Source organism: Streptomyces glaucosporus (genome assembly GCF_039533345.1).
Lineage (GTDB): Bacteria > Actinomycetota > Actinomycetes > Streptomycetales > Streptomycetaceae > Streptomyces > Streptomyces glaucosporus.
Genome location: NZ_BAAATJ010000004.1, coordinates 153,609 through 176,342, shown reverse-complemented (window position 1 = coordinate 176,342; position 22,734 = coordinate 153,609). Strand labels below are relative to the sequence as shown.

25 protein-coding genes and 1 pseudogene are annotated in these 22,734 nt (G+C 74.2%); 16 read left to right on the top strand and 10 right to left on the bottom strand.

What is annotated here, in order from left to right; translation table 11 throughout:
* The first annotated feature begins 11 nt into the window (after positions 1–11).
* The 3 genes from ABD358_RS06880 to ABD358_RS06870 all read left to right on the top strand — a co-directional run bounded on the left by ABD358_RS06880 (position 12) and on the right by ABD358_RS06870 (position 2,138).
* The gene (locus ABD358_RS06880) at positions 12–446 is read left to right on the top strand and encodes an STAS domain-containing protein (RefSeq protein WP_344629951.1); all 435 of its coding nucleotides are present in this window, start codon (positions 12–14) and stop codon (positions 444–446) included.
* Between the two features lie 63 nt (positions 447–509).
* Complete coding sequence (locus ABD358_RS06875; RefSeq protein WP_344629950.1) at positions 510–1,580, top strand: DNA polymerase III subunit beta family protein; 1,071 nt, start codon at positions 510–512, stop codon at positions 1,578–1,580.
* Between the two features lie 36 nt (positions 1,581–1,616).
* Positions 1,617–2,138, top strand: a complete 522-nt coding sequence (locus ABD358_RS06870) for a hypothetical protein (protein ID WP_344629949.1) — start codon at positions 1,617–1,619, stop codon at positions 2,136–2,138.
* Positions 2,139–2,248: 110 nt separating this feature from the next.
* On the opposite strand, the gene ABD358_RS06865 is transcribed toward ABD358_RS06870, so the two are convergent.
* Complete coding sequence (locus ABD358_RS06865) at positions 2,249–2,995, bottom strand: dienelactone hydrolase family protein (protein WP_344629948.1); 747 nt, start codon at positions 2,993–2,995, stop codon at positions 2,249–2,251.
* Between the two features lie 109 nt (positions 2,996–3,104).
* Between ABD358_RS06865 and ABD358_RS06860 the strand changes: the two genes are divergently transcribed.
* Positions 3,105–3,587 carry a MarR family winged helix-turn-helix transcriptional regulator gene (locus tag ABD358_RS06860; protein WP_344629947.1) on the top strand — a complete coding sequence of 161 codons (483 nt, stop codon included), beginning with the start codon at positions 3,105–3,107 and terminating at the stop codon, positions 3,585–3,587.
* Positions 3,588–3,622: 35 nt separating this feature from the next.
* Here the strand turns inward: ABD358_RS06860 and ABD358_RS06855 are convergent, their stop codons facing one another.
* Positions 3,623–4,015 (bottom strand): ArsR/SmtB family transcription factor, encoded by a 393-nt coding sequence (locus ABD358_RS06855; RefSeq protein WP_344629946.1) that lies wholly within the window; start codon positions 4,013–4,015, stop codon positions 3,623–3,625.
* A gap of 97 nt (positions 4,016–4,112) precedes the next feature.
* Between ABD358_RS06855 and ABD358_RS06850 the strand changes: the two genes are divergently transcribed.
* Together ABD358_RS06850 and ABD358_RS06845 are read left to right on the top strand one after the other, a co-directional pair.
* On the top strand, positions 4,113–6,083 hold the full coding sequence (locus ABD358_RS06850; protein ID WP_344629945.1) for a heavy metal translocating P-type ATPase: 1,971 nt from the start codon (positions 4,113–4,115) through the stop codon (positions 6,081–6,083).
* Positions 6,080–6,490, top strand: coding sequence for a (2Fe-2S) ferredoxin domain-containing protein (locus ABD358_RS06845; protein ID WP_344629944.1), 411 nt, complete (start codon positions 6,080–6,082; stop codon positions 6,488–6,490). The genes ABD358_RS06850 and ABD358_RS06845 overlap by 4 nt, the downstream gene beginning before the upstream one ends.
* 88 nt (positions 6,491–6,578) lie before the next feature.
* Here the strand turns inward: ABD358_RS06845 and rpsN are convergent, their stop codons facing one another.
* Positions 6,579–6,884 carry a 30S ribosomal protein S14 gene (gene rpsN, locus ABD358_RS06840; RefSeq protein ID WP_344629943.1) on the bottom strand — a complete coding sequence of 102 codons (306 nt, stop codon included), beginning with the start codon at positions 6,882–6,884 and terminating at the stop codon, positions 6,579–6,581.
* Complete coding sequence (rpmB, locus tag ABD358_RS06835; RefSeq protein ID WP_344629942.1) at positions 6,884–7,120, bottom strand: 50S ribosomal protein L28; 237 nt, start codon at positions 7,118–7,120, stop codon at positions 6,884–6,886. Before rpmB ends, rpsN begins: the two co-directional genes overlap by 1 nt.
* Before the next feature lie 68 nt (positions 7,121–7,188).
* Here rpmB and rpmG point away from each other — a divergent pair, with 68 nt between their 5' ends.
* The 5 genes from rpmG (at position 7,189) to ABD358_RS06810 (ending at position 10,223) form a co-directional block, all read left to right on the top strand.
* Positions 7,189–7,353, top strand: a complete 165-nt coding sequence (rpmG, locus tag ABD358_RS06830; protein ID WP_344629941.1) for a 50S ribosomal protein L33 — start codon at positions 7,189–7,191, stop codon at positions 7,351–7,353.
* A gap of 30 nt (positions 7,354–7,383) precedes the next feature.
* Positions 7,384–7,638, top strand: coding sequence for a type B 50S ribosomal protein L31 (locus ABD358_RS06825; RefSeq protein ID WP_344629940.1), 255 nt, complete (start codon positions 7,384–7,386; stop codon positions 7,636–7,638).
* Positions 7,638–8,789, top strand: coding sequence for a CobW family GTP-binding protein (locus ABD358_RS06820; RefSeq protein ID WP_344629939.1), 1,152 nt, complete (start codon positions 7,638–7,640; stop codon positions 8,787–8,789). Before ABD358_RS06825 ends, ABD358_RS06820 begins: the two co-directional genes overlap by 1 nt.
* A 53-nt stretch (positions 8,790–8,842) precedes the next feature.
* Entirely contained in the window at positions 8,843–9,079 is a 237-nt protein-coding gene (gene rpsR, locus ABD358_RS06815; protein WP_344629938.1) for a 30S ribosomal protein S18, read from the top strand.
* 316 nt (positions 9,080–9,395) lie between these two features.
* Positions 9,396–10,223 (top strand): glycoside hydrolase domain-containing protein, encoded by an 828-nt coding sequence (locus ABD358_RS06810; protein ID WP_344629937.1) that lies wholly within the window; start codon positions 9,396–9,398, stop codon positions 10,221–10,223.
* Between the two features lie 239 nt (positions 10,224–10,462).
* On the opposite strand, the gene ABD358_RS06805 is transcribed toward ABD358_RS06810, so the two are convergent.
* The gene (locus tag ABD358_RS06805) at positions 10,463–11,269 is read right to left on the bottom strand and encodes a nucleotidyltransferase domain-containing protein (protein WP_425576265.1); all 807 of its coding nucleotides are present in this window, start codon (positions 11,267–11,269) and stop codon (positions 10,463–10,465) included.
* 325 nt (positions 11,270–11,594) lie between these two features.
* On the opposite strand from ABD358_RS06805, the gene ABD358_RS06800 reads away from it, so the two are divergent.
* Complete coding sequence (locus tag ABD358_RS06800; protein WP_344629935.1) at positions 11,595–13,028, top strand: MFS transporter; 1,434 nt, start codon at positions 11,595–11,597, stop codon at positions 13,026–13,028.
* A gap of 260 nt (positions 13,029–13,288) precedes the next feature.
* Entirely contained in the window at positions 13,289–14,026 is a 738-nt protein-coding gene (locus tag ABD358_RS06795; protein ID WP_344629934.1) for a VOC family protein, read from the top strand.
* Positions 14,027–14,218: 192 nt separating this feature from the next.
* On the opposite strand, the gene ABD358_RS06790 is transcribed toward ABD358_RS06795, so the two are convergent.
* Together ABD358_RS06790 and ABD358_RS06785 are read right to left on the bottom strand one after the other, a co-directional pair.
* Positions 14,219–14,887 carry a pyridoxine/pyridoxamine 5'-phosphate oxidase gene (locus ABD358_RS06790; RefSeq protein ID WP_344629933.1) on the bottom strand — a complete coding sequence of 223 codons (669 nt, stop codon included), beginning with the start codon at positions 14,885–14,887 and terminating at the stop codon, positions 14,219–14,221.
* 483 nt (positions 14,888–15,370) lie between these two features.
* The gene (locus ABD358_RS06785; protein ID WP_344629932.1) at positions 15,371–16,342 is read right to left on the bottom strand and encodes a pentapeptide repeat-containing protein; all 972 of its coding nucleotides are present in this window, start codon (positions 16,340–16,342) and stop codon (positions 15,371–15,373) included.
* Positions 16,343–16,484: 142 nt separating this feature from the next.
* Here ABD358_RS06785 and ABD358_RS06780 point away from each other — a divergent pair, with 142 nt between their 5' ends.
* Entirely contained in the window at positions 16,485–16,988 is a 504-nt protein-coding gene (locus tag ABD358_RS06780) for a hypothetical protein (RefSeq protein ID WP_344629931.1), read from the top strand.
* 480 nt (positions 16,989–17,468) lie between these two features.
* Here ABD358_RS06780 and ABD358_RS06775 read toward each other — a convergent pair whose 3' ends face one another.
* Positions 17,469–18,086, bottom strand: a complete 618-nt coding sequence (locus ABD358_RS06775) for a TOPRIM nucleotidyl transferase/hydrolase domain-containing protein (RefSeq protein ID WP_344629930.1) — start codon at positions 18,084–18,086, stop codon at positions 17,469–17,471.
* Between the two features lie 656 nt (positions 18,087–18,742).
* Here ABD358_RS06775 and ABD358_RS06770 point away from each other — a divergent pair.
* Positions 18,743–19,279: a DUF4396 domain-containing protein gene (locus ABD358_RS06770; RefSeq protein WP_344629929.1), complete on the top strand. Its 537-nt coding sequence runs from the start codon at positions 18,743–18,745 to the stop codon at positions 19,277–19,279.
* A 129-nt stretch (positions 19,280–19,408) separates the two neighbouring features.
* Here ABD358_RS06770 and ABD358_RS06765 read toward each other — a convergent pair whose 3' ends face one another.
* Complete coding sequence (locus ABD358_RS06765) at positions 19,409–19,975, bottom strand: AMIN-like domain-containing (lipo)protein (protein WP_344629928.1); 567 nt, start codon at positions 19,973–19,975, stop codon at positions 19,409–19,411.
* Between the two features lie 231 nt (positions 19,976–20,206).
* Positions 20,207–20,359: pseudogene (locus tag ABD358_RS06760) on the bottom strand (response regulator transcription factor); the annotation flags it as partial.
* A gap of 116 nt (positions 20,360–20,475) precedes the next feature.
* Here ABD358_RS06760 and ABD358_RS06755 point away from each other — a divergent pair.
* Positions 20,476–22,494, top strand: a complete 2,019-nt coding sequence (locus ABD358_RS06755) for a serine/threonine-protein kinase (RefSeq protein WP_344629927.1) — start codon at positions 20,476–20,478, stop codon at positions 22,492–22,494.
* Positions 22,495–22,734: the final 240 nt, after the last annotated feature.

The window sequence follows — 22,734 nt, the reverse complement described above, 5'->3', positions numbered from 1 at the left end:
GAGGAGGGGCCATGCACGACGACCGGGACGCCCCGCACCCCCCGCCCGAGACGCACGAGCGGCCCGAGCCGCCCGAGACGCTGAGCGTGGAGGTCCGCCCCCTGAGCGGCGGCCGTCTCCTGCTGGTCCTGGTGGGCGAACTCGACCACCACAGCGCCGATCTCGTCACCGGAGAGGTCCGATCGGCTCTGGAGGCGGGCGCCGCCGCGGTCCTGCTGGACCTGTCCGGCGTGTCCTTCATCGATTCCACCGGCGTCACCCGTCTCCTCCTCGCCCACCGGACCGCCCGGGCGGCCGGCGGGCGCCTGGCCCTGATCGCTCCCAGCGGGCCGGTGCGACGCCTGCTGTCCCTCACCGGAATCGACCGGGTGCTGGCCTGCCACCCCACCCCCGACGCCGTCCCGCCCGGTCCGGGAGCGGGACGGGAACCCCGCTCCGGGGGCTGAGACGGCGCGGCCGGCCCCGGCCGGTGTTGACCTTCGAGTTGGTTGAAGCCCGACGATGGCGGGGTGCCGCATTCCGAACTGATGCCGATCGGGGTCTTCGCCCGCCGCACCGGCCTGACCCCGAGCGCCTTGCGCTTCTACGCCGACTCCGGGCTGCTTCCTCCCGCCGAGGTCGATCCGGTCACGGGCTACCGCCACTACAGCGCCGACCAGGTGCCACGGGCAACCGCGCTGCGCCGGCTCCGTGAGATCGCCATGCCCCTCACCACTGTCGAGGCGGTCCTCGACGCCGAACCCGACGAGGCGTCCCGCCTGATCGACGAGCACGCCGCGAAGGTCCTCAGGGACGCGGCAGCGGTGCGGCGGAAGGCCGTTCTGATCAAGTCGTCGCTCGCCGACGTGCCCCACCTGCCGATCGCCGCGCTGAAGGGGCCCGTGCTGGCGGACGCGATCGAGCAGGTCCTGACCGCGACCGCACGCGATCCGGGGATCCCGGTACTCGGTGGACTGCGCGTGGAGGCGACCCCTGAGGCGGTCACGCTGACCGCGACGGACCGCTACCGGCTCTCGACACGAACCGTGGTGCCTGCCGAACCGGCGACCACGGCATGGGCCGCCACGGTCGACGGCGACGAGCTGCGGGCCGCGGCCGCCGAGATCCGACGCAGCGCGCTGGTGCGGATCGAAGCGACGCCGCACGGGATCCGGCTGCGCATGGCGGACCGGGAGGACCGGCACTGCCGGCTGCTGCCGGAGGAGTTCCCCGACCACCGGCTGATGCTCGCATCGCTGCCCGAGATCACCACCCGGGTGACGGTCCCGAAGGACCTGCTCCTGCGAGCTCTGGAGGAACACCCGGGAGAGCGGATCGCCCTGTGGGCGACCCGTCACGGCCTGAACGTCCTGACGGCCGGTGACGAGCACCCCGGTTTCCCGCTCCCGGCCACCGTGACGGGTCAGGACCTGCGGATCTCCTTCGAGCTGACCACGCTCTACCCGGCCGTCAGCACCGCCATCGGCCCCGACCTGATGCTCGACCTGCGCGGACCCGACCGGCCCGTCACCATCCGCTCCGCCGACCGCGGCGATCTGACCTCCTTGGCCATGCCCGTCAAGCCCGACCACCCCGCCTGAGCGAGAACCCTGATCGAGAACGACGAGGAGCCCGCCATGACCTCCACTCCCACCGGCCCCGACCCGACCATGGAAGCCATCGGCCGAGCCGTCGCCGAAGGCCGAGCCGGCGACGTCGCTTCCGCCCGCCGGAAGCTCCTGGACCTGTGGTCCGCGATCGGCGTCACCGGCGACCCGCTGCACCGCTGCACCCTCGCCCATCACCTGGCGGACCTCCACGACCACCCCGCCCAGGCTCTGACCTGGGACGTCCGGGCCCTGGACGCCGCCGACGCCCTGACCGAGCAGCGCGTCCAGGAGCATCACGCCGGCCTCCGCATCGCCGGCTTCTACCCGTCCCTGCACCTCAACCTCGCCGACGACCACCGCCGGCTCGGATCCTTCGAGGCCGCCACCGAGCACATCGACGCGGCCGGAAAGCACGCCCCGGATCTCCCCCGGAACGCCTACGGCGCCCTTCTGCGCGCCGCCATCGAGCAGGTGGCCGAGGCCATCGCCCGGCGGGACACCGCCGAGCGGGCCTCCGCCCCGGGCCCATCGCATGACACAACCGCATGACGCAACCGCATGACGCACGGGAACGCGCCTCCCGGCGTCGAGGGGCGGCGCCGGCTCGCCGAGCGCTGCCGCACGAGACCGGTCGCACACCCGGTGGCCGGGCCGGGTCCTCAGCCGCCGGTCAGGGTGCGGGCGAGGAGGGGCAGCAGGCGGTCCCAGTGGCGCCGCAGCCCGGCGGGGTCGAAGGCGTCGGTGTCGGACATGGTGAAGCCGTGGACGGTGCCGGGGTAGATCTCGGAGGTGTGGTCGACACCCGCGGCGTCCAGGGCCCGGTTGAGCTCGCCGAGGGCCTCGGGCGTCATGTCGGTCTCGGCGTGGCCGAGGTGGACTTCGGCGGTGAGCCCGGAGAGGAGGCGGCGCAGGCCGTCGGGCCCGCCGGCGCCCACGGGGCCGTGGAACGCGGCGACGGCGGCCACCCGGCCGGGGTGGGCCGCCGCGGTGCGCATCGCCAGGAGACCGCCTATGCAGTAGCCGGTCACCGCGACCGGCCCGGGGGCGACCTCGGGCCGGGTGGTGAGGAACCGGAGGTAGGCGTCGGCGTCGCGCAGGGCGCGTTCGGCGGTGTGCGCCTCGATCAGGGGCATCAGCCTGGCCATGACCGCGGGCCGGGCCTCTTCCCCGATGTGTCCGGGGAGTTCGATCACCGGCGCCGGGCCGTGCCGGTAGAAGAGGTTGGGGACGAGCACGTAGTACCCGTGCCCGGCCAGTTCGCGGGCCATCTCCCGCAGCACGGGCCGGATGCCGAAGCCGTCCGCGTACATCAGCACCCCCGGGTGCCGCTCGCCGTGGCCGGGGAAGGCGGCGAAGGCGTCGGCCCGGCCGTCCGCGGTGGGGATCCGCACCGTTCTGGTGGGCATGGGCTTCCTTCCTCGGGGCTCACTCGATGAGCGTTAGTCGCGCTAACGTTCTGGGCGTCGGTGAACGTATACCGTTAGTCGGACTAACGCAATGGACAGGATGAGTGCCATGACCGGAGCCGAGACCGCGGACGTGCCCGAGGACGGCGCGCTCAGGACGCCCGACAGGCTGCGGCGGCGGGCGAGCCGGCTGCTGTCGCAGCTGGCCGTGCGGTCGGACCGGCTGATCGCCGAGGGGCTGGCCCGGGCCGACGCCCGCAAGTGGCACTACGCCGTGCTCGCCTCGCTGCAGGAGTACGGGCCGGGCAGCCAGGCGGAGCTGAGCAGCCGCTCCGGCATCTACCGCAGCGACATGGTCGGCGTGCTCAACGAACTGGTCGAGCGCGGTCTCGTCGAGCGGGCGCCGGACCCCGACGACCGGCGCCGCAACGTCATCACGATCTCCGCCCGGGGCCGCCGCCACCTGCGCCGCCTCGACAAGGTCCTGGACGACCTCCACGACGAGCTGCTCGCACCGCTGAGCCCGGCCGAACGCGACCGGTTCGTGCGGCTGCTCACCCGCCTGGTGGACCACCACACCCGGAACTCCTGATTCCGCGCGGCGCCCGGCCGCGGCGGGGCGGTCGTTCAGGGGGCGGTGGCCGGTGAGGCCGCCCCGGCCGCGGTGCCGGTGATGCCCAGGCGCAGGTGCTCGACGTGGTAGAGGGCCTGGTCGAGGAGTTCGGCGACGTGGTCGTCGTGGAGGGCGTAGACGACGGAGCGGCCCTGGCGGGTGCCGGTGACCAGGCCGAGGGTGCGCAGGACGCGGAGCTGGTGGGAGCAGGCGGACTGCTCCATGCCGACGGCGGCGGCCAGTTCGGTGGCCGGACAGGGGCCCTCGCGCAGCCGGGCCAGGATCAGCAGGCGGGAGGGGGTGGCCAGGGCCTGGAGGGTCTCGGCGACCTTGGGCGCGTTCTGCGCGGTCAGCCGGGTGCGCGGGACCGCGCCGCTGTTCTCGGGGGGTTTCGCTCCGTGGCCCATGCGCACCATCCTACGGACACGATTACATGAATGGATGTTCATTCGTTCCTGTATGGTGTGGAGGTCGGATCCCCCGCCCACCGAAGGTTCTTCGCCGATGACCTCCACACTGACCACCCCGGCGCCGCCGGGCGCGCGCCCGGCCGCTCCTCCACGGCGGCGCACCCGGATCCTGGCGCTGCCCGAGGCCCGCTGGGCGCTCGCGGCCCTGGTGCTGTTCCTGACCGCCCTCCCCCTGTACCTGCTGGGCGCGCCCGCCTGGCTGTGGGGCCCGCTGTTCGCCGCCGTCTACGCCACCGGCGGCTGGGAGCCGGGCTGGGAGGGATGCAAGGCCCTGAGGGAGAAGACCCTGGACGTGGACCTGCTCATGGTGGTCGCCGCGCTCGGCGCCGCGGCCATCGGCCAGGTCCTCGACGGGGCGCTGCTGATCGTCATCTTCGCCACCTCCGGCGCCCTGGAGGCGGTCGCGACCGCCCGCACCGCCGATTCGGTGCGCGGCCTGCTCGACCTCGCCCCGGCCACCGCGACCAGGCTGCTGCCCGGCGGGGGCGAGGAGACCGTCCCGGCCGGTGAACTGGCGGTCGGGGACACCGTCCTGGTCCGGCCGGGCGAGCGGATCGGAGCGGACGGCCGGGTCCTGGCCGGGGAGAGCGAGGTGGACCAGGCCACCATCACCGGCGAGCCGCTGCCGGTGGCCAGGGGAGCCGGGGACGAGGTGTTCGCCGGCACCGTGAACGGCACGGGCGCCCTCACGGTACGAGTGGAGCGGGACCCGTCCGAGACGGTGATCGCCCGGATCGTGAAGATGGTCGAGGAGGCCTCGGAGACCAAGGCCCCCACCCAGCTGTTCATCGAGAAGATCGAGCAGCGGTACTCCATCGGCATGGTGATCGCCACCCTGGCGGTCTTCGCCGTCCCGCTCGCCCTCGGCGACGAGCTGCGGTCGGCGCTGCTGCGCGCGATGACGTTCATGATCGTGGCCTCGCCGTGCGCGGTGGTGCTCTCCACGATGCCGCCGCTGCTGTCGGCCATCGCCAACGCCGGACGCCACGGCGTGCTCGCCAAGTCCGCGGTCGTCATGGAACGCCTCGGGCAGATCGACACGGTCGCGCTCGACAAGACCGGCACCCTCACCGAGGGCGCCCCGCGCGTCACCGACCTGCGCCCGCTGCCCGGCAGCGGCCTGACCGACGACGGGCTGCTGGCCCTGGCGGCCGCGGCCGAGCACCCCAGCGAGCACCCGCTGGGCCGCGCCGTCACCGAGGCCGCCCGCGAACGCCGCCTCGCCGTCGCCGACGCGGCCGGCTTCGCCTCCGCCCCCGGCCGGGGCGTGAGCGCCACCGTCGGCGGCCACACGGTCCAGGTCGGCTCCCCCGACCGGCTCCTGCCCGGCGGCGCCGGCCCGGTCCGCGACGCCGTCCGGGAGGTGGAGGACGCCGGGCGCACCGCGGTCGTGGTGCTCCGTGACGGGAGCCCCGTCGGCGTCCTGGGGATCGCCGACCGGCTGCGGCCGGACGCCGCCGCCACCGTCGCCGCGCTGACCGAGCTGACCGGACGGCCGCCGGTGCTGCTGACCGGCGACAACGAGCGCGCCGCGAAGCACCTGGCCGCCCAGGTCGGCATCACCGACGTCCGCGCCGGGCTGCTGCCGCAGGACAAGGTCGCCGCCGTGCGGGAATGGGAGGGGCAGGGCCGCAGGGTCCTCGTCGTCGGCGACGGCGTCAACGACGCCCCCGCCCTGGCCGCCGCGCACTGCGGCATCGCGATGGGCAAGGCGGGCTCCGACCTCGCCCTGGAGACCGCCGACGCCGTCGTGGTCCGCGACGAACTGGCCACCGTCCCCGCCGTGGTGCGGCTGTCCCGGACCGCGCGCCGGCTGGTGGTCCAGAACCTCGCCGTCGCCGGGACGTTCATCGCCGTCCTCGTCGCCTGGGACCTGTTCGGTACCCTGCCGCTGCCCCTCGGCGTCGCCGGACACGAGGGCTCCACCGTCGTCGTGGGCCTCAACGGGCTGCGTCTGCTGCGCGAGGCCGCCTGGAAGAACACCTCCGAAGGAGACGCCGTATGAGCAGGCGAACCCGCCGTGCCGCCCCCGTCCCGCCGGCGGGAGCGGCACGGTGCACGGTCACCGTCTGCCGCGGCTGCTGCTGCGGCAGCGCCAAGATCCCCGGGCTCGACCACGCCGCCCAGCTACGGGACCTGCGCCGGGCGCTGGACGGCATCGCGACCGTGCGCGTCACCGACTGCCTGGACGCGTGCGAACACGCCAACGTCGTGGTCGTCCAGCCCTCGTCCGCCGGACGCGCGGCAGGGGGCCGGCCGGTCTGGCTCGGTCTGGTCAACGACCCCGACGCCACCGCCGACATCGCCGCCTGGGCCGGCGACGGCGGCCCCGGTCTCGCCGATCCGCCCGGCATGCTCGACCTCTACGCCTTCGCTCCCTCCCGCCGGGTGCGGAGAGGGGCCGAGGACTGAATCCGGCCGCGCCGGCCTCCGGTCCGGAACGCGCCGCATCACCGCCCTCGCGGCGGGGCGGTCGGCCGCCCCGCCGCGAAGCGGCGTGTCACCAGGAGGACTTGGTGACTCCGGGAAGGAAGCCGGCGTGTGCCTGCTGCCGCATCCGCACCCGTGACAGCCCGAACCTGCGCAGGTGCCCGCGCGGCCGGCCGTCCACCGCGTCGCGGTTGCGCACCCGGGTGGCGCTGGCGTCTCGCGGCTGGCGGCGCAACTCGGCCAGGGCGGCGGCGCGTTCGGCGTCGGTCGAGGACGGACGGCGGAGGATCTCCTTCAGCTCCGCGCGCCGGGCCGCGTACCGGGCGACGACCGCCTTGCGCTGCTCGTTCTTGGCGATCTTGCTCTTCTTCGCCATCAGACCTTCCCTCCCCGGGCGCGGATGCGGGCCACGGCCGCCTCGATGCCGATGGCGTCGACGGTCTTGATCGCCTTGGCGCTGAGGGTGAGCCGGACGTGGCGGCCCTCGCTGGGCAGCCAGTACCGCTTCCGCTGGATGTTGGGGTCGAACCGGCGGGAGGTGCGCCGGTGGGAGTGGGAGATGCGGTTGCCGAAGCCCGGCTTGGCGCCGGTCAGCTGGCAGTGGGCGGACACGGGGTTCCTTCCTCTCGGTGGACGGCTCCCTTTTCGATAATGGAAACCATTGTCATATACTAGCCGCCATGGCACGCAACGAACTGCGCCCGGTCATCAAGCTCCGCTCCACCGCGGGGACCGGCTACACCTACGTGACCCGCAAGAACCGCCGCAACGACCCCGACCGGATGGTCCTGCGCAAGTACGACCCCGTCGCCCGCCGGCACGTCGACTTCCGCGAAGAGCGCTGACCCCGACCCCACCACCGGAGGGACACCACCGTGAGACCCGGAATCCACCCGCCGTACCGCCCCGTCGTCTTCCGCGACCGGGCGGCCGGCTTCGCCTTCCTCACCCGCTCCACCATGACCAGCGACAAGACCGTCGAATGGGAGGACGGCAACACCTACCCCGTCGTCGACGTCGAGATCTCCTCGGCCAGCCACCCCTTCTACACCGGCACCCAGCGGGTCCTGGACACCGCCGGCCGCGTCGAACGCTTCGAGCGCCGCTACGGAAAGCGCGAGGCCCGCTGATGGCGGAGACCCGGGCGATGCCCGTCGCGATCGTCGCCGGGCTCCACGCCGACGCCCGGCGCGAGGCCGTCGCCGCGCTGCTGCGCGACGTGCCCGGCAGCGTGGCCCTCCACCACGACCTCGCCCCGGCGGCCGAGGGCATGGTGCGGCGCACCGTCCGCGACGCCTCCGGCGAGCTGGACTCCGGCGAGACGCCGCTGGTCAACGACTGCGCCTGCTGCGCGCTCCGCGAGGACCTGATCCCGGAACTGGAGCGGCTCGCCGACACCGGCACGGTCCGGCTGGCCGTCGTCGAACTCTGGGACTCCGTCGAGCCCAGGGGCATGGCCGAGGTGATCGCCGCCCACGGCGGCGACGCGCTGCGGATCACCGCCGTGATCACCGCCGTCGACCCCGCGCTCGTCCTGCCCTGCCTGGCGAACGGGGACGACCTGGCCGACGCCGGCCTCGCCGCGGCCGCCTCCGACCGGCGCACCGTCGCCGACACCTGGGCCCGGCAGCTCGAGTACGCGCCCGTACTCGCCGTCGTGGACAACCCGGAGGCCGACGAGGAGGACCACGCCCTCCTGGCCCAGCTCCACCCGACCGCGCGGCGGGTGCCGGCCGACTCCGGCGAGCTGGCCGAGGCGGCCTTCGCCGGTTTCGACACGGCCATGGCCGCCGCCGCGCAGCACCCGGCCTGCACCCGGCTGCCCCAGGAGGCGGACGAGGCCGGGGTGGCCACCCTCGTCTGGCGCCGCCACCGCCCCTTCCACCCCGAGCGGCTCCACCAAGCCCTGGAGGACCTCGCCTGCGCCGCCGCCCGCAGCCGGGGCCGGTTCTGGCTCGCCGACCGCCCCGACACCCTGCTGGCCTGGGACTGCGCCGGCGGCGCGCTCTGCGTCGAGAACGCCGGCCCCTGGCTGGCGTCACTGCCCGACGCGGCCTGGGAGATGGTCGACCCCGTCCGCAGGACGGCCGCCGCGCTGGACTGGCACCCCGAACACGGCGACCGCTGCCAGCACCTCGTCTTCACCTCCCCCGGCCTGGACCGCGAGGGCCTGGTGCGGCTGCTCGACTCCTGCCTGCTCACCGACGCCGAGTACGCCGCCGGGCCCGAGGCGTGGAGGCGTCTCCCGGCCGCCTTCGACCCCCTGCTGGACCCCGCCTGAACCGGTCCGGCACCCGGCACACGAGAACCGACACACGAGAACCGAGGAACCCCATGCCCCGCCGCCCCGACCCCCGCAAGCAGGCCAAGCCCCGTCCCAACCCCCTGGACGCCGCCGGAATCGACTACATCGACTACAAGGACACCGACCTGCTGCGGAAGTTCATCTCCGACCGCGGCAAGATCCGCAGCCGCCGCGTCACCCGCGTCACCGTCCAGCAGCAGCGCCTGCTCGCCCGCGCGATCAAGAACGCCCGCGAGATGGCCCTGCTGCCCTACGCGAGCCGGTAGCCGCCGCCCCCGCGGGCGGGGGCGGCCGGGGCGCGGGCCCGCACGGCTGGACCGGGGCGTCGTCCGCCCGGCCGACGCGGGCGGGGTGGGCGGAGTCCGGCCGGATCGGCGCACCGGCCGGTGGCCGGGGCGCGGGGCTCGGGTATGGTGCGGAGCGCTCCGGCCATCGGAGCCGTACCACGCCGCCGCGAGCGGCACCGAGCACTGCGACCGCGCACTGCGACCGCACTGCGCACGGCGCCCCTCCGCACACGCGGCCTCCGGGGAGGGGTACGCCGACCGCGGCCCCGGGCCGCGACCTGAATGGGGTGGGGACATGGCCCAGCACCGGCAGTCCAAAAAGCGCAGGTACATCGCCTGGGGAGTGGCCGGGGCCGCCGTGGTCGCGGGCGCCGGGATCACCGCGCAGACCTCGACGGCGGCCACTGTCTGGCCCGCGCAGAAGACCTACACCGGCCGCGCGTTCGACACCTGCACCGCGCCCTCGCTGGCCGCGATGAGGTCCTGGGACACCGGCTTCTACGGCGCCGTCGCCGTGTACGTCGGCGGCAGGAACCGCGGCTGCGCCCAGCCCAACCTCACCGCGTCCTGGGTGAAGTCGGTCAGCTCCCTCGGCTACAAGCTCATCCCGCTCTACGTCGGCGCCCAGCCTCCCTGCCAGACGAGCAGGAACCCGGAGAGGTTCACCGCCACCACGGCAGCCGCCATCGGCAAGAGCAACGCCGAGGACGCGATCGCCAAGGCCTCCGCGCTCGGCATGAAGCCCGGCAGCCCCATTTACCTCAACATGGAGTCGTACGACATCACGAACAAGGCGTGCAACGACGCCACTCTGACGTACGTGCGCTCCTTCACCAGGACCCTGCGGGCCAAGACCTACCGCGCTGGGCTTTACGGCTTCAGCAGCTCCAGCGCCAAGGCCATCGCCACGGCCAAGGACCGGACGGACCTGCCGGGCAACCTCTGGTACGCGCTGTGGGACAAGAAGAACACGACCACCGCGGACTGGCCCTGGGACCCCAAGCTGTTCACTCCCCACAGCCGCGGCCACCAGTACATGGTCAACAGCAGGGAGACCCGCGGCGGCCACACCATCACCGTCGACCGCAACGCCTGGGACGCCCCCGTGGCCATCATCGGGTGATCACGCCCGGCAGGCCCGGCACCGCGGTGCCGGGCCTGCCGGGACGGCCGCGCGGGGATCCGCGAGGACGCCGGTGCCCGGCCGCCCCGGGACGCCGGTGGCGCGCGCCGGGAACGGCCGGGCGCGCTGGAGGCCGCGCGGCGTCCGGAAGGTTCCCTTGCGCCGCCGCGGACGCGAAGTGGTCCCGAAGAGGCAGGCGGCCGGCGGAAAGGGCCCGGCGCTCGCCGGAGCCGGCGGTGTCATGCTTCGTCGACCGCCCTCTGCAACAGGTCCGTCGCTTCGTCGACAGCGGCGGTCAGGACGTCCGGCCGCGGAGTCAGGTCGCCGAGGACGCGGTCGAGGTTCCGGAGGCCGGCTCGTTCGAGGAGCGTCTTCTCGTTGGTGACCCACTGGGCGCGGGCTGCCATGACCGCATGAGCCGTCTGGCAGGCGGCGACGGCGATCGCACCGGCGCAGTCGGCGAGATGTCCGCGTTCGGCGTGGGCGGCACGGGCGTAGGAGAGGGTGTGCCGGGCGTCGCCCCACCAGCGTTCGGGGGCGTGACGCCGCAGTGCGTCGGGGTAGCCGGGACGCGGCAGGTCGCCGTGGAGGACCCGGTTGACGGCGAGTTCGGCGACGACGATGTAGGTCGGAATGCCGGCGAGGTGGAACAGCAGCCTTTCGACGCGGAAGCGCCCTTCGCGTGCTTCGGCGAGCCGGTGCTCGACGTCGTCGAGGTCGCGGTAGTGCACGTCGATGCGCCGGCCGTCGACTGTGAGCCAGGCGCCACCGTTGAACACGCCGCCGCCCCACCCGCCGATTTCGGTGATCTCTCCCGGCCACCCGAGGGCGCGCAGGCTCTCGGGCGAGAACGCTCCGCGGTAGTAGACGGCGAAGTCCCAGTCGCTGTCGGGCCTGTGGGTGCCGGTGGCTCGTGAGCCGCCCAGTGCGACCGCCTCCACGTGGGGCAGCGACGCGAGTCGGTTCGCGACATGGGCGAGGAACTCTTCGTCGTATGCGGGCACGGACGGAAATCCAAGCACGCCGGTGGTCGGCGTGCGGATCATTTCCCCTCGTGTCCGGCAGCGCCCGGTTCGCACGGCGCGCCTCCCCGCGGGGGCGTCCGCGTCACCGCCGGGACGGCGCGGGGCGGGAGCGCGGGGCTCGGGCGGTGGGCGTCCTTCCCCCGCGAGGGCCGGCGCCTCCCCGCCGATCACCGTCCATAGTTCCACATTCTGGACGACCTCTAATCAAGTTGTGAGATACATGAGATCGTTGCGGCGCCCGCACCGGCCGCGCGGCCTTGCCACGAGGGGGACCTGCGCCGCCGAGCGGGACCGTCGGCCCTCCACGTCGGCGGCCGAACGTCACCCTCGTGGGAAAGTTCCAGAAATGTCCGCTCCTCCCGCCGGGTCCGCCCAGGCACAGCCCCAGTCCCCGTCGCAGTCCCCGGCCGGGGCCGCGCCCGTCAACTCCCGGTCCCGCGTCCTGGTCGCCAGCCTCATCGGCACGACGATCGAGTTCTACGACTTCTACATCTACGCGACCGCCGCGGTCCTGGTCTTCCCGACGCTCTTCTTCCCCAGCAGCGACCCGACCACGGCCCTGCTCTCCTCCTTCGCGGTCTTCGGCGCGGCGATGGTCGCCCGCCCGATCGGCGCGATCGTCTTCGGCCACCTCGGCGACCGCATCGGCCGCAAGGGCACCCTGGTGGCCTCGCTGCTCACGATGGGCATCGCCACCTTCCTGATCGGCGTCCTGCCCACCTATGCGCAGGCCGGCTGGATCGCCACGGCGCTGCTGGTGCTGATGCGGCTCGCGCAGGGCTTCGCGCTGGGCGGCGAGTGGAGCGGCGCGGCCCTGGTCGCCACCGAGAACGCCCCCGCCGGGAAGCGCGCGCTGTGGGGCACGTTCCCGCAGCTGGGGGCCCCGCTCGGGTTCATCCTCGGCAACGGCCTCTTCCTGATCATCGGCGCGCTGCTGCCCTCCGAGGCGGGCGCCGACCCCTCGCAGCCCTCCGAGGCCTTCCTGAGCTGGGGCTGGCGGCTCCCGTTCCTGTTCTCGGCCGTCATGGTCGCGATCGGCCTGTGGGTGCGGATGCGCCTGGCCGAGTCGCAGGTCTTCGCGAAGACGCAGGAGACCGGCAGGGTCCGCAAGCTGCCGCTGGCCACCGTCTTCCGCCACCACTGGAAGCAGCTGATCCTCGGCACCTTCGCGATGCTGGCGACGTACGTCCTCTTCTACCTGATGACGACGTTCTCGCTGAGCTACGGCCGCACCCCCGAGGACGCGGACGTCCCGGGCCTCGGCTACAGCTACACCTCCTTCGTCCTGATGATGATCTTCGGTGTGCTGTTCTTCGCCGTGTTCACCCTGGTCTCCGGCCCGCTCGCGGACAAGTACGGCCGCCGCAAGACCCTCGCCTGGGTCACCGCCGGCATCGTCGTCTTCGGCCTGGTCTGGGTGCCGCTGATCGGCCTGGGCACGCTCGGCGTGGTCCTGTGGCTGGTCCTCGGCTTCACCCTGATGGGCATGACGTTCGGCCCGATGGGCGCGCTGCTCCCGGAGCTCTTCCCGACCAGCGTCCGCTACACCGGCTCCGGCGTCTCCTACAACGTCAGCTCCATCCTCGGCGCGGCCGTCGCCCCCTTCGTCGCGGTCGCCCTCTGGGAGACCGGCGACGGCTCCCCGTGGCTGGTCGGCGTCTACCTCTCCGTGATGGCCGTCCTCACCCTGGCCGCCCTCCTCATCGGCAAGGAGACCAAGGACGTCGCCCTGGACGAGGGCGAGGCCCCGGCGTCCCCCGCCGAGACCCCGTCCGCCTGACGCGGACCCGTCCCGGCGACCATCCGGTGCCCGCGGCCTCGACAGGCCGCGGGCGCCGTCGCGTCCGGGGCCGGGCGTGTCCCGGCCCCGGACGCGACGGCGGAATCCGGTGATCCCTCCCCGGCCCGCACCGCACCGGGGGGGGCGGTTCGTCCGCAAGGGCTCGTGCGGTCCCGGCGGGGGCGGCCATGACCGACACCGGGTCGAGCGCATGTCCGATAATGACGGCCCGGGCCGGCGGCGGCTTCTAGGATCCGCGCATGGCCACAAGACTCGTGCAGATCAACATGAAGGCCCGGGACGACTCCGCGCTCGGCCGGTTCTGGGCGGAGGCACTCGGCTGGGGTGTCGACAGCGAGGCGCCCGGTGTGACCAACCTCGAACCCGTGGGCTTCGCCTACCCCGACCCCGCGGCCGTCTGCATCGACATCGTCACCCGCCCGGAACCCAAAACGGTGAAGAACCGGGTGCACCTCGATCTGGCCACCACCTCGACCGCCCATCAGGCGGAGCTGGTCGCGCGTCTGAAGGACCTCGGGGCGACGCCCGCCGACGTGGGCCAGGGCGACGTGCCGTGGACGGTGCTGGCCGATCCGGAGGGCAACGAGTTCTGCGTCCTGGAGCCCCGGGAGGCCCACCGGGACACCGGGCCGATCGCCGCGGTGGTGGTCGACTGCGCCGACCCGCGGGCGATGGCCCGGTTCTGGGGCGAGGCGCTGGACTGGACGCTGCACGAGGTGACCGACGACCACGCGACCCTGCGCTCCGCCAAGGGCGTCGGCCCGTACCTGGAGTTCCTCCGCACCCCCGACACCAAGAGCGTGTGGAACCGTGTGCACCTCGACATCGCCCCCTATCCGGATGACGACATGGCGGCCGAGGAGGCCCGGCTGCGCGCCCTGGGCGCCACCGACCCGGGGATCGACCAGTCCGCGCTCCACTGGACGATTCTGGCCGACCCGGAAGGCAACGAGTTCTGCCTCCTCACCCCTCGCTGACCTCGAACAGCGGCTCCGGCCCGGCTCCGGCCGTCCACGGGTCGGCGGCGGAGGCCGCGTGGCGCCGGCGAATGCCGCCGGGGACGGGACGGCGTCCCCGGCGGTCCGGCGCGCGTCATCGGACGCCGGGGCGCCCACGAGCGGTCCGTCGTGGGCTGGCCGGACCGCACCGGCCAGGGGTGTCTCCCGTCCTCAGGGCCACAGCAGTTCGTGCCGCCAGGCGTCCCCGGCCGTGTCCCTGCGGTACCGCACACGGTGGTGGACGCGGTCCGTGCCGGCTTCCCAGAACTCCACCTCGGTGGGGGTGATCGCGTAGAGCGTCCAGCTCGGCGGGCACGGCACCCGGTCCGGATGGAGCGCGTCGAGGCGCCGGAACTCCTCCAGCGCGGTCCGGCGGTCGGGCAGCGGGCCCGGCCGGTGCAGGTGGGCGGAGAGCCGGGAGCCGCGTCCGCGCTCGGCGAAGTCGCGTTCGGAGGCGTCCCGGTCCTGGGCGGAGGCCGTCCCCGTGATCCGCACCTGCCGGCCGGTGACGGGCCAGTAGAAGTGGGCGGCGACGTGCGGGTTCGACGCGATGTCCGTCCCCTTGCGGCTGTCGGCCGGGGTGGCGAAGAACAGACGGTCGGCGTCGACGTCCTTCACCAGCAGGACCCGGCTCGACGGGATCCCTTGGGCGTCGACCGTGCACAGGCTCATCGCGTGCGGTTCCGGCTGCCCGGCCGCATGTGCCGCGAGGATCCACTCGGCCACCACCGGCACGGGGTTCTCGGGCAGTCCGGAGTCCTCGAAGTCCTCCGCTCCGACGTGTCCCGCGTGCGCGAAGACGGGAATCCCCCTGAGCCTGTCGCGTATCGCCTCGGTCATGCCTCGGATTCCTGCCCTTCCGTCGGACTGTCCCGGATGCGCTCCGGACGGCACGTGCTCTCCCGGAGGAAGCCGATTCCAGGGACGCGCCGGTCCGAATGCCTTCCCTGCGCGGCCGTACGGGAACCGTCTCCCCGACGCCCGCCGGGGCCCACGCCCTGTGGGAGCTCACCGGCCGGCACGCCCGGGTGGTGATCCACGAGGCCGACGCGCCGATGCTCCGCTCATGGCGGGCCCACGTGGACGAGTACCCCGCGGGACGGGGCCGGCACCTGGGCGGTCCCGAGGGCGGGGCGAAGGCGACGGCCGCCGCGCAGGCCGTCGTCTCCGGCGAGATGGAGCCCTCCCTGCTCGCCAGGGGCGGCGAGGCCCTCTCCCTGGGCGGCGGCGTCACCGTCTCGGTGCACTCGGTCCCGGGCCGCACGCCCGGATCGGTCGCCTGCGTCCCCGGCGGCCGGACCCGTGCCCGCGCCGGACGCCCTCTCAGGACCGCCCGCCCCGGGGCCTGCGGCCGGTGGGCTCCCGGCGGGGCGCCGCGTCGCGCCGGGGAGCCCGGCTCCGGGCCGGACCGCCCCGGCCCCCGCCCGGCCGGTCCTCCCCCTGGAGGGGGGTTCGGCCGGCGGGCCAGTGCGAGGGCCGCTCGATTCCCGGGGGCAGCCTGGTGGCGGCGTCCCCCCTGGCCGCGTTCACCTGCGGCTGGGTGAGGAAGACGCTCCCCGTGAGGTCGGCGCCTCGCAGGTCGGCGCCCCTGAAGTCCGCCCCGATCAGTTCGGACCACCGCAGGTCGGCGCCCCGCAGGTCCGCGCCGATCAGGTAGGCGCCGCGCAGGTCGGCGCCCCTCAGGTCCGCGCCGCGCAGCCTGGCGCCCATCAGATCGGCCCCCCGGTGGCCCGGCCCGCGCCCCCTGACCTGGGAACGCACCAACTCGCCCGCTCTCAGCAGCAGTTCGTTGACCTCGCCGCGCAGCGCCGGCACGTCCAGCCCGGCGAGCTCCTCGGGGCTGCCCTGGGTGAGGCGCTCGACCTCGTCCCGCGCCCTGGCCAGCTCGTCGCGCAGTGAGCGCGCCGCCCGCTGGGCGAGCGCGTCCGTGAGGTACCAGAGCAGTTCCTGGAGCGGGCGCATGACGTCGAACACGTCGAACATCCGCCGGGCGGTGCCGGGATCGCCGCGCCAGTCGCGGCCGGCGAAGGTGAGCTGGGAGACCTTCTGCCCGGCGCCGAAGCAGTCGAAGACGGTGCAGCCCGGGAAACCCTTGTCCCGCAGGCGGGCGTGGATGCCGCAGCGGAAGTCCTGCTGGAGGTTGGGGCAGGGCGTGCCGGCGTCCCTGTCGATCGCGAAATCCGCCGACGCGGCGAACGGGAGCGCCACACAGCACAGACCGAAGCAGTTCGCGCAGTCGGCCCGCAGACCGGAACGGCCCTTTCCGTCGGACGTGGTCTGAGGATTCTGGGACACCGGGCGTGATCTCCTGTCGAAAGGCAGCCGGTCAGTGTATCCCGCGGCCGGGTTCGGCCCGCCCGCGGTGCGGGTATGTCCGTTCTGCCGACCACACGTCGTGGGACCGGGCCGGGCCGAGGGGGGAGCCGTGGGATCGTCCGTGCGAGGCAGAGTGGCCGGGCCGGGGCTCGGCGAGATCCGCGGCGACCACGGCGTCGTCGACCCGGTGACGGGCTCTGTGGCGCAGGTGATGCGGGGGTTCCTGCTGCTGTTCTGGGCCGTCCTGATCGGCGCCGCGGTCGTCGACCCGCCCGACGACGCCGCCCTCAAGATCGCCGTCACGACGGCCGTGGTGGCCGGGGTGTACGCCCTGAGGTCCGGCTGGCGCCGGCTGACCGCCCGGCTCGGTGTGAACAGGTGCTACCTGTGTTGGGGCGGTGTGGCCGTCACCGACAGGTTCGGCAGGGTGCGCGACTCCGTGGCGTGGAGCGACGTGACGGAAGTACGGCAGCTGGCGATGGTGGGCTTCGTCGCGGCCGCCCACCGCGTCGAGATCGCGAGGAGGCACTCCGCCGAGCCCTTGTGGTTCGTGGCGCCGGGAACGAAGCCCGCCCTGGTGCGGGCCCTGCTCGACGAGGGCAGACGCAACGGCGCACTGCGGTGACCGCGTCCGCGGACCGCCCTGTCCGGGGCGGGGCCCGCGGCGGCCTCCCCTACCCGGCCGGCACCGGTTCCGCGGCGCGTCCGTGCCGCTCGCCGGCCGGCGGTCCCCACCGGGCGCGCCTCCGGCGGAAGTTGCGGTAAGATGATCCTGCACGCGCCACCGAACTGTTCGGCTGGCACCGCGCGTTGGTGGTCCAAGGAAAGACGCCCCGCTTCCTGCGGGGAGATGCAGGTGCAAGGCCTGCCCGGCGCTCGATCAAGGCCCCGCTCCCGCTCGCCGGGGGCGGGGCCTTCTGCTTGCTCCAACGGCTCGGGCGCCGGGGTGGTCGCGAGCGCCCCGGATGCCCCGAACGCCTGCGTCCGGGAGCCCCTGGGCGCGGCCGGACGGCAGTGGCGAGCGGCCGGTCCCGCGACCGCGTGGGGCGGTGTCCGGGCCCCGCACACCCGCCCCGCACGCCGGGCCCGACGCCGGTCGGCGCGGTCAGAGGCCGGCGAGCAGGCCGTCGAGCGGGGCGGGTATGCGATCCGGGTCGAGGGCTTCGACGAGGACGCGACCGTAGTGGATCTTGCGTCCCTTCTTCGTGCCGAGGAAGCGCCGCAACTGCTGCGGTGCGGGGCGGCCCCGCTGTGCGGGCTGGCGCAGGAAGGTCTGCAGGGCGCGCAGGTCGCCCTCCGTCCGGACGAGTTCCGTCACCCGTGCCACGCCCAGTGCGCGGATGAGCTCGTCCTCCAGGTCCGCCGCGCAGACGAAGAACCCCTGCCCTGCCGCACCGGCCTGCTCCAGGGCCCGGGCGTAGTAGCCGCGTTCCCTCTCGTCGCACAGTCCCGTCAGGCGCAGGCCCAGGCCGGACGGCCCGAGGATGCGGGCGAAGCGTCCGACGCTCATCGCGCCGCCCATCGGCAGGACGCAGACTCCTTCAGCCGCCAGGTCCCGGCCGCGGCGCGCGGCCAGCGCGTGGACCGCCGCCACGTCGCTCAGCCCTTCGAGCAGGACGGCCGTCCGGACGGGCAGCCGCGCGGCCAGCTCGCGCGCCGGGCCGCCGGGGCCGCCGGCCGCCCACGCGATGACCGCTTCCCGGAACGCCCCCATGTCAGCCATGGGACGAGTCTCCGCCTTTCCCGGCCGCCGCGACAGGGAGTTCTCCCCCGGCACCTCGGCCGGCGGTGAGCAGGACCGGGGCCCGACGGCCCGGGCGTTGCCGGCTTCCGGGAACGCCCGGTCGGCGTGCCGGGGCGCGAAGAGGTCCGATGTGCGGGACGGATACCGTCCCGGCATGACACAAGGGTTCGATCTCGCCGCATCGCTCGCCAGGGGCGTCGAGGACCGCAGTGGTGCATGGGCCTTCATCCGGGGCTTCGCCGCCCACTGGACCGGCGCCGCCCTGGGACGCGACGACGGATGGGCGGAAGCCGATCTCGACGCCGCCGAGGAGAGGCTGGGTCTGCGACTGCCGGCGGCGTTGCGCGAGGCGTATCTGCTGTTCGGACGTCGGCGGGACCTCACCGGCAACCACGATGTGCTGCTCGGTCCCGCGGAGCTGTACGTCGACGACGCCGGGAGGCCCTGGTCTTCCGTCACGAGAACCAGGGGGCCGCATCCGGCCCCGGTCCGCCGCGCGGGCACCGACCGCGTCCGGGCCGCCCTCACCGCCCGCCCCGGACGCGGACCACCCTGGCGGAATACCCCTAGGGGGTATATGGTTCATGGTGTGGGGCCCCCGACGGACCGCACCGGACGGAGAGAGAAGAACGGCCATGGACCGCAGCACTCACCACACCGGCACCGCGCACCACCACGCCGACCACGCCGACCACGCCGACCTCAGCGGTCACGCCCGCCGCGGCGGGCACGCGCCCGGAGCGTCCTGGTCGACGGCCGTCAGGGCGACGCTGCACTGCCTGACCGGCTGCGCCGTCGGCGAGATCCTCGGCATGGTCATCGGCACCGCCCTGCTGTGGGACAACGTGCCCACCATGCTCCTGGCGATCGCGCTGGCGTTCCTCTTCGGCTACTCGTTCACCCTCGTCGCGGTGGTGCGCGCCGGACTGTCGCCGAAAGCCGCGATCAAGGTGGCGCTCGCCGCCGACACCGTCTCCATCGCCGTGATGGAGCTGGTCGACAACGCCATCATCGCCCTCACCCCCGGCGCGATGGACGCCCATCTGTCCGACGGGCTGTTCTGGTCGGCGCTGCTGGGCGGCTTCGCCGTCGCGTTCCTGGTCACCACCCCGGTCAACAAGTGGATGATCGGACGCGGCAAGGGCCACGCCGTCGTCCACGCCCACCACTGAGCCGGAGCGCGCCGTCCCCCGACGCAGAAGCCCGGCGGCACCATGGCGGTGCCGCCGGGCTTCTGCGTCGGACTCCCGTCCTCCGGCGGGTTCGCGGGCAGGCCGTGAACCCGCCGGGGGCGTGCGGTGTCACCAGGTGTGCGCGACGTCCACGACCAGACGGCTGTCGATCTGGAACACCCGGAACGGCAGCCTGGCCCGTACGCCCAGGCCGACCTGGGTCTGCCCCTCGAAGCTCGCCCCGAACCTCGTGTCCCTGAACGTCCTGTACCCGGTGATGTCCACCCCCGGAAGGGGCTGCCCGACCGTCGCCTCGTAGGCCGGCTCGCCCGTCTCGGGGTCGTAGCTGGGCGCGGTCACGTGGATCTGGAGGATGGCGCCGCCCTTGACCGGTATCCGATCGCTCGAACCGTCCTGGTGGAAGACGTCGACGTAGCCGACGTGGTAGCCGGCCCGCTCCTCACCGCCGAGGTCGAAGACCATGCGGTCGTAGCACGTTCCCGAACCGGTCCTGATGTTCCTCAGCGGCTCGCCCCGCAAGGCGTCGGCCGACTTCACGCCGCTGCCCCAGCCGGTCGCGCAGGCCGTGTCGGCCTGCTCCGCCCGTGCGTCCACGGCTCCGGCCGTGCCGGCCGTGCCCATCAACCCGGCACCCGCCAGCACCAGTGCCGCGGCAGCCGTTCCCAACCGTCGCATGATCTTGTCCCCCCGGAAGAATCGGATGTGACTGTCTCCTGTGGGACACGTTTCCGGACCCCGCGGTTGCGTACGGAACGGTGATCGTCGCCCCGGGGCCCTCGTGCCGGGGCGACGGGAACGCGGCGGCGCGGTCGCGCTCGGCTGCTACCTGCGCGCCCCGGACGCCCGCAGAGCCAGGGCGATCAGGGAGACCGCGCCCGAGCAGGCCGACGTGGTCCTGGAGAACATCCGCAGTCCGCGGGCCAGTTCGACGCACTCGACGCCGTCGGCCGCTTCCCCGACCACCTCGATCCCCGGCCGGGTGTCGAGGATCAGGCGGAACCCGGTGCGGATCATCTCCTGGTCGTCCGCTATGAGTACGCGGATGGCGGGGTCGCTCACGCCCGTGATCCTGCCGCAGCGGGGGTCGGCCTCCCCGCCGCGGCGGCGCGCGGGACGCGGGCCGGTCCCCGCGATGCGGCTGTGTCCGGCGCGGTGCTGTGCGAGGATCCGTTGCCATGCGTGCACTGTCCCCGGGCGATCCGTCGCACATAGGCGCGTACCGGCTGCTCGGCCGGCTCGGAGCGGGCGGGATGGGAGACGTCTTCCTCGGGCGGTCGCCGGGCGGGCGGATCGTCGCGGTCAAGCTGGTACGGAGGGAGCTGGCGCGGCAGGGCGAGTTCCGCGAGCGGTTCGCGCGGGAGGTGGAGGCCGCGCGGAGGGTAGGCGGGGAGTGGACCGCGGCCGTGCTGGACGCGGACACCGGGGCCGAGGTGCCGTGGGTGGCGACCGCGTACGTCGCCGGGCCCTCGTTGCAGTCGGTCGTGGGCGAGGGGTACGGGCCGCTGCCGCCCGCGTCGGTGCGGGCCCTGGCCCACCGGCTGGCCCTCGCGCTGGCCTCCGTCCACGGCGCCGGGCTGGTGCACCGCGACCTCAAGCCCTCCAACATCCTGCTCACGGCCGACGGGCCGCGCGTCATCGACTTCGGCATCGCCCGCGCCCTGGACACCGCCACCGGCGGCGGGCTCACGCGGACCGGCGCGGTGATCGGGTCGCCGGGGTTCATGTCGCCGGAGCAGGTCCGGGGCGAGCGCGTCACCACGGCCTCCGACGTCTTCTCCCTCGGCTCCGTGCTGGCCTACGCGGCGACCGGCCGCATGCCCTTCGGCCCTCCCGGGATCGGCCCGCACGCCCTGATGTACCGCGTCGCCCACGACGAACCCGACCTGGGCGGACTGCCCGGGGAACTCGCCGACCTCGTGCGCCCCTGCCTGGCGAAGGAACCCGGCGACCGGCCCTCCGCGGAGGAGCTGGCCGAGCGCACGCGCACGTCCGGCGCCTCCGCGGCGGCCTGGCTGCCCGCCGAACTGCTCGCCGAGCTCGGCAGTCACGCGTCGCACCTGCTGGACGTGGACGGACCGGAGCCCACGGTCGTCGACACCCCCCGGCCGCCGGACGGGCCCGGCGCCGGCCCGGCGCCCGCCCCCGAAACCGGTCCCGATTCCGGTTCCGCGTCCGGGGCCGGTTCCGGTGCCGGGGCCGCTGCCGGGGCCGCACCCGATTCCGGGGCCGCACCCGGCGGCGAGACCGGGCCCTCCCCGGCACGGCGGCGCCTCACCGCCCTCGGGGCGACGCTGGCGCTGCTCGCGGCGGCGGTCGTGTTCGTCGTCCTGCGGCCGGACGGGGGCTCCGGCGGGAACGAGCCGCCGGGGGCGGAGGGCACCACGGGCACGGCCGCGGCGACCGGTTCGGCGTCCCCGTCGGAATCGCCCCGGTCCTCCCGCTCCGCCTCCCCGTCCCGCTCCGCCTCGCAGGCCGCCGGCGCGGCGCGGATGCCCGAGGCACTGGTGGGCGCCTGGGAGGGGACGGTGCGGACCGACGACGGGATGGCCCGCCCACCGCGCGTGCGGATCGAGCTGAAGGCGGGCGCGCGGGGCCAGCCGCTCGCGTCCTACACCCGGCTCGGCTACTTCTCCCTGTGCCAGGCCCGCAGTTCCCTCCGCTCGGTCGACGGGGACTCGATCACCCTGGGAGAGGCGCGCTGGACCGTCGAGCGGACGGTCGAGGGCGAGGGCCGGGAGGAGTGCGGGGAGCCCCCGTCCGGGCAGAAGGTGGAGCTGCGGTCCGGCGATTCGGTCGAGTGGACCGGCGGCGGCACCACCCTCGAACTCGTCCGGGCCGCGAGCGGCCCGGCCCCCGTCCCCGAGGAGTACCTCGGCACATGGGAGTTCATCGACCTGGAGAACAACCGCACCGGCAGGTTCCTCACCATCGAGCAGGGCCGGGTCGGCAGCCAGGTCGTCACCACCGGGGGCTGGGCCGGCTGCCAGTACCTCCAGACCCTGAGCACCGTCAACGACGGCCTCGGCTACGGCCCGCAGGAGCTCAGCCTCGACGACGACAGCGAGGGCGCCGACGCCTGCGAGCGATGGGCGAGCGGCAGCACGGTCATCGAGCCGTCCGACGACGGAGGACTCCTCATGTGGCAGATGTGGGACGAGGGCAGCGAACCGGGTGCGCTCGTGCGCGCCCGGTAGCCGCCGCGCGGGCGTCCAGCCGGGCGATTGCCGGCTCAGTCGTCCGGATCGACGACGAGGTCCACCACGGTGGTGTCGCCCCTTCGGACGACCGATTGCCGGATTCCGTGCACACAGACCGTCCCGTTCGGCTTGCCCCGGGCGCTCCCGCGCCCCGGCCGTCCGGGGCTCTTCACCGTTCCGGAGGGCCAGTTCTCGTCTCCCGCCCGGACCCCTCGTCCGCGATGCCCTCGATGTCCG

Excerpts from the sequence above, each read along its gene's own strand:
- ABD358_RS06820 (WP_344629939.1), top strand. The coding sequence starts at position 7,638 with ATGGCGGAGACCCGGGCGATGCCCGTCGCGATCGTCGCCGGGCTCCAC.
- ABD358_RS06765 (WP_344629928.1), bottom strand. The coding sequence starts at position 19,975 with ATGCGACGGTTGGGAACGGCTGCCGCGGCACTGGTGCTGGCGGGTGCC.
- ABD358_RS06800 (WP_344629935.1), top strand. The coding sequence starts at position 11,595 with ATGTCCGCTCCTCCCGCCGGGTCCGCCCAGGCACAGCCCCAGTCCCCG.
- ABD358_RS06880 (WP_344629951.1), top strand. The coding sequence starts at position 12 with ATGCACGACGACCGGGACGCCCCGCACCCCCCGCCCGAGACGCACGAG.
- ABD358_RS06870 (WP_344629949.1), top strand. The coding sequence starts at position 1,617 with ATGACCTCCACTCCCACCGGCCCCGACCCGACCATGGAAGCCATCGGC.
- ABD358_RS06850 (WP_344629945.1), top strand. The coding sequence starts at position 4,113 with ATGACCTCCACACTGACCACCCCGGCGCCGCCGGGCGCGCGCCCGGCC.
- ABD358_RS06860 (WP_344629947.1), top strand. The coding sequence starts at position 3,105 with ATGACCGGAGCCGAGACCGCGGACGTGCCCGAGGACGGCGCGCTCAGG.
- ABD358_RS06775 (WP_344629930.1), bottom strand. The coding sequence starts at position 18,086 with ATGGCTGACATGGGGGCGTTCCGGGAAGCGGTCATCGCGTGGGCGGCC.
- rpsN (WP_344629943.1), bottom strand. The coding sequence starts at position 6,884 with ATGGCGAAGAAGAGCAAGATCGCCAAGAACGAGCAGCGCAAGGCGGTC.
- ABD358_RS06805 (WP_425576265.1), bottom strand. The coding sequence starts at position 11,269 with ATGATCCGCACGCCGACCACCGGCGTGCTTGGATTTCCGTCCGTGCCC.
- ABD358_RS06810 (WP_344629937.1), top strand. The coding sequence starts at position 9,396 with ATGGCCCAGCACCGGCAGTCCAAAAAGCGCAGGTACATCGCCTGGGGA.
- rpsR (WP_344629938.1), top strand. The coding sequence starts at position 8,843 with ATGCCCCGCCGCCCCGACCCCCGCAAGCAGGCCAAGCCCCGTCCCAAC.
- ABD358_RS06755 (WP_344629927.1), top strand. The coding sequence starts at position 20,476 with ATGCGTGCACTGTCCCCGGGCGATCCGTCGCACATAGGCGCGTACCGG.
- ABD358_RS06770 (WP_344629929.1), top strand. The coding sequence starts at position 18,743 with ATGGACCGCAGCACTCACCACACCGGCACCGCGCACCACCACGCCGAC.
- ABD358_RS06795 (WP_344629934.1), top strand. The coding sequence starts at position 13,289 with ATGGCCACAAGACTCGTGCAGATCAACATGAAGGCCCGGGACGACTCC.
- ABD358_RS06855 (WP_344629946.1), bottom strand. The coding sequence starts at position 4,015 with ATGGGCCACGGAGCGAAACCCCCCGAGAACAGCGGCGCGGTCCCGCGC.
- ABD358_RS06865 (WP_344629948.1), bottom strand. The coding sequence starts at position 2,995 with ATGCCCACCAGAACGGTGCGGATCCCCACCGCGGACGGCCGGGCCGAC.
- ABD358_RS06845 (WP_344629944.1), top strand. The coding sequence starts at position 6,080 with ATGAGCAGGCGAACCCGCCGTGCCGCCCCCGTCCCGCCGGCGGGAGCG.
- ABD358_RS06790 (WP_344629933.1), bottom strand. The coding sequence starts at position 14,887 with ATGACCGAGGCGATACGCGACAGGCTCAGGGGGATTCCCGTCTTCGCG.
- rpmG (WP_344629941.1), top strand. The coding sequence starts at position 7,189 with ATGGCACGCAACGAACTGCGCCCGGTCATCAAGCTCCGCTCCACCGCG.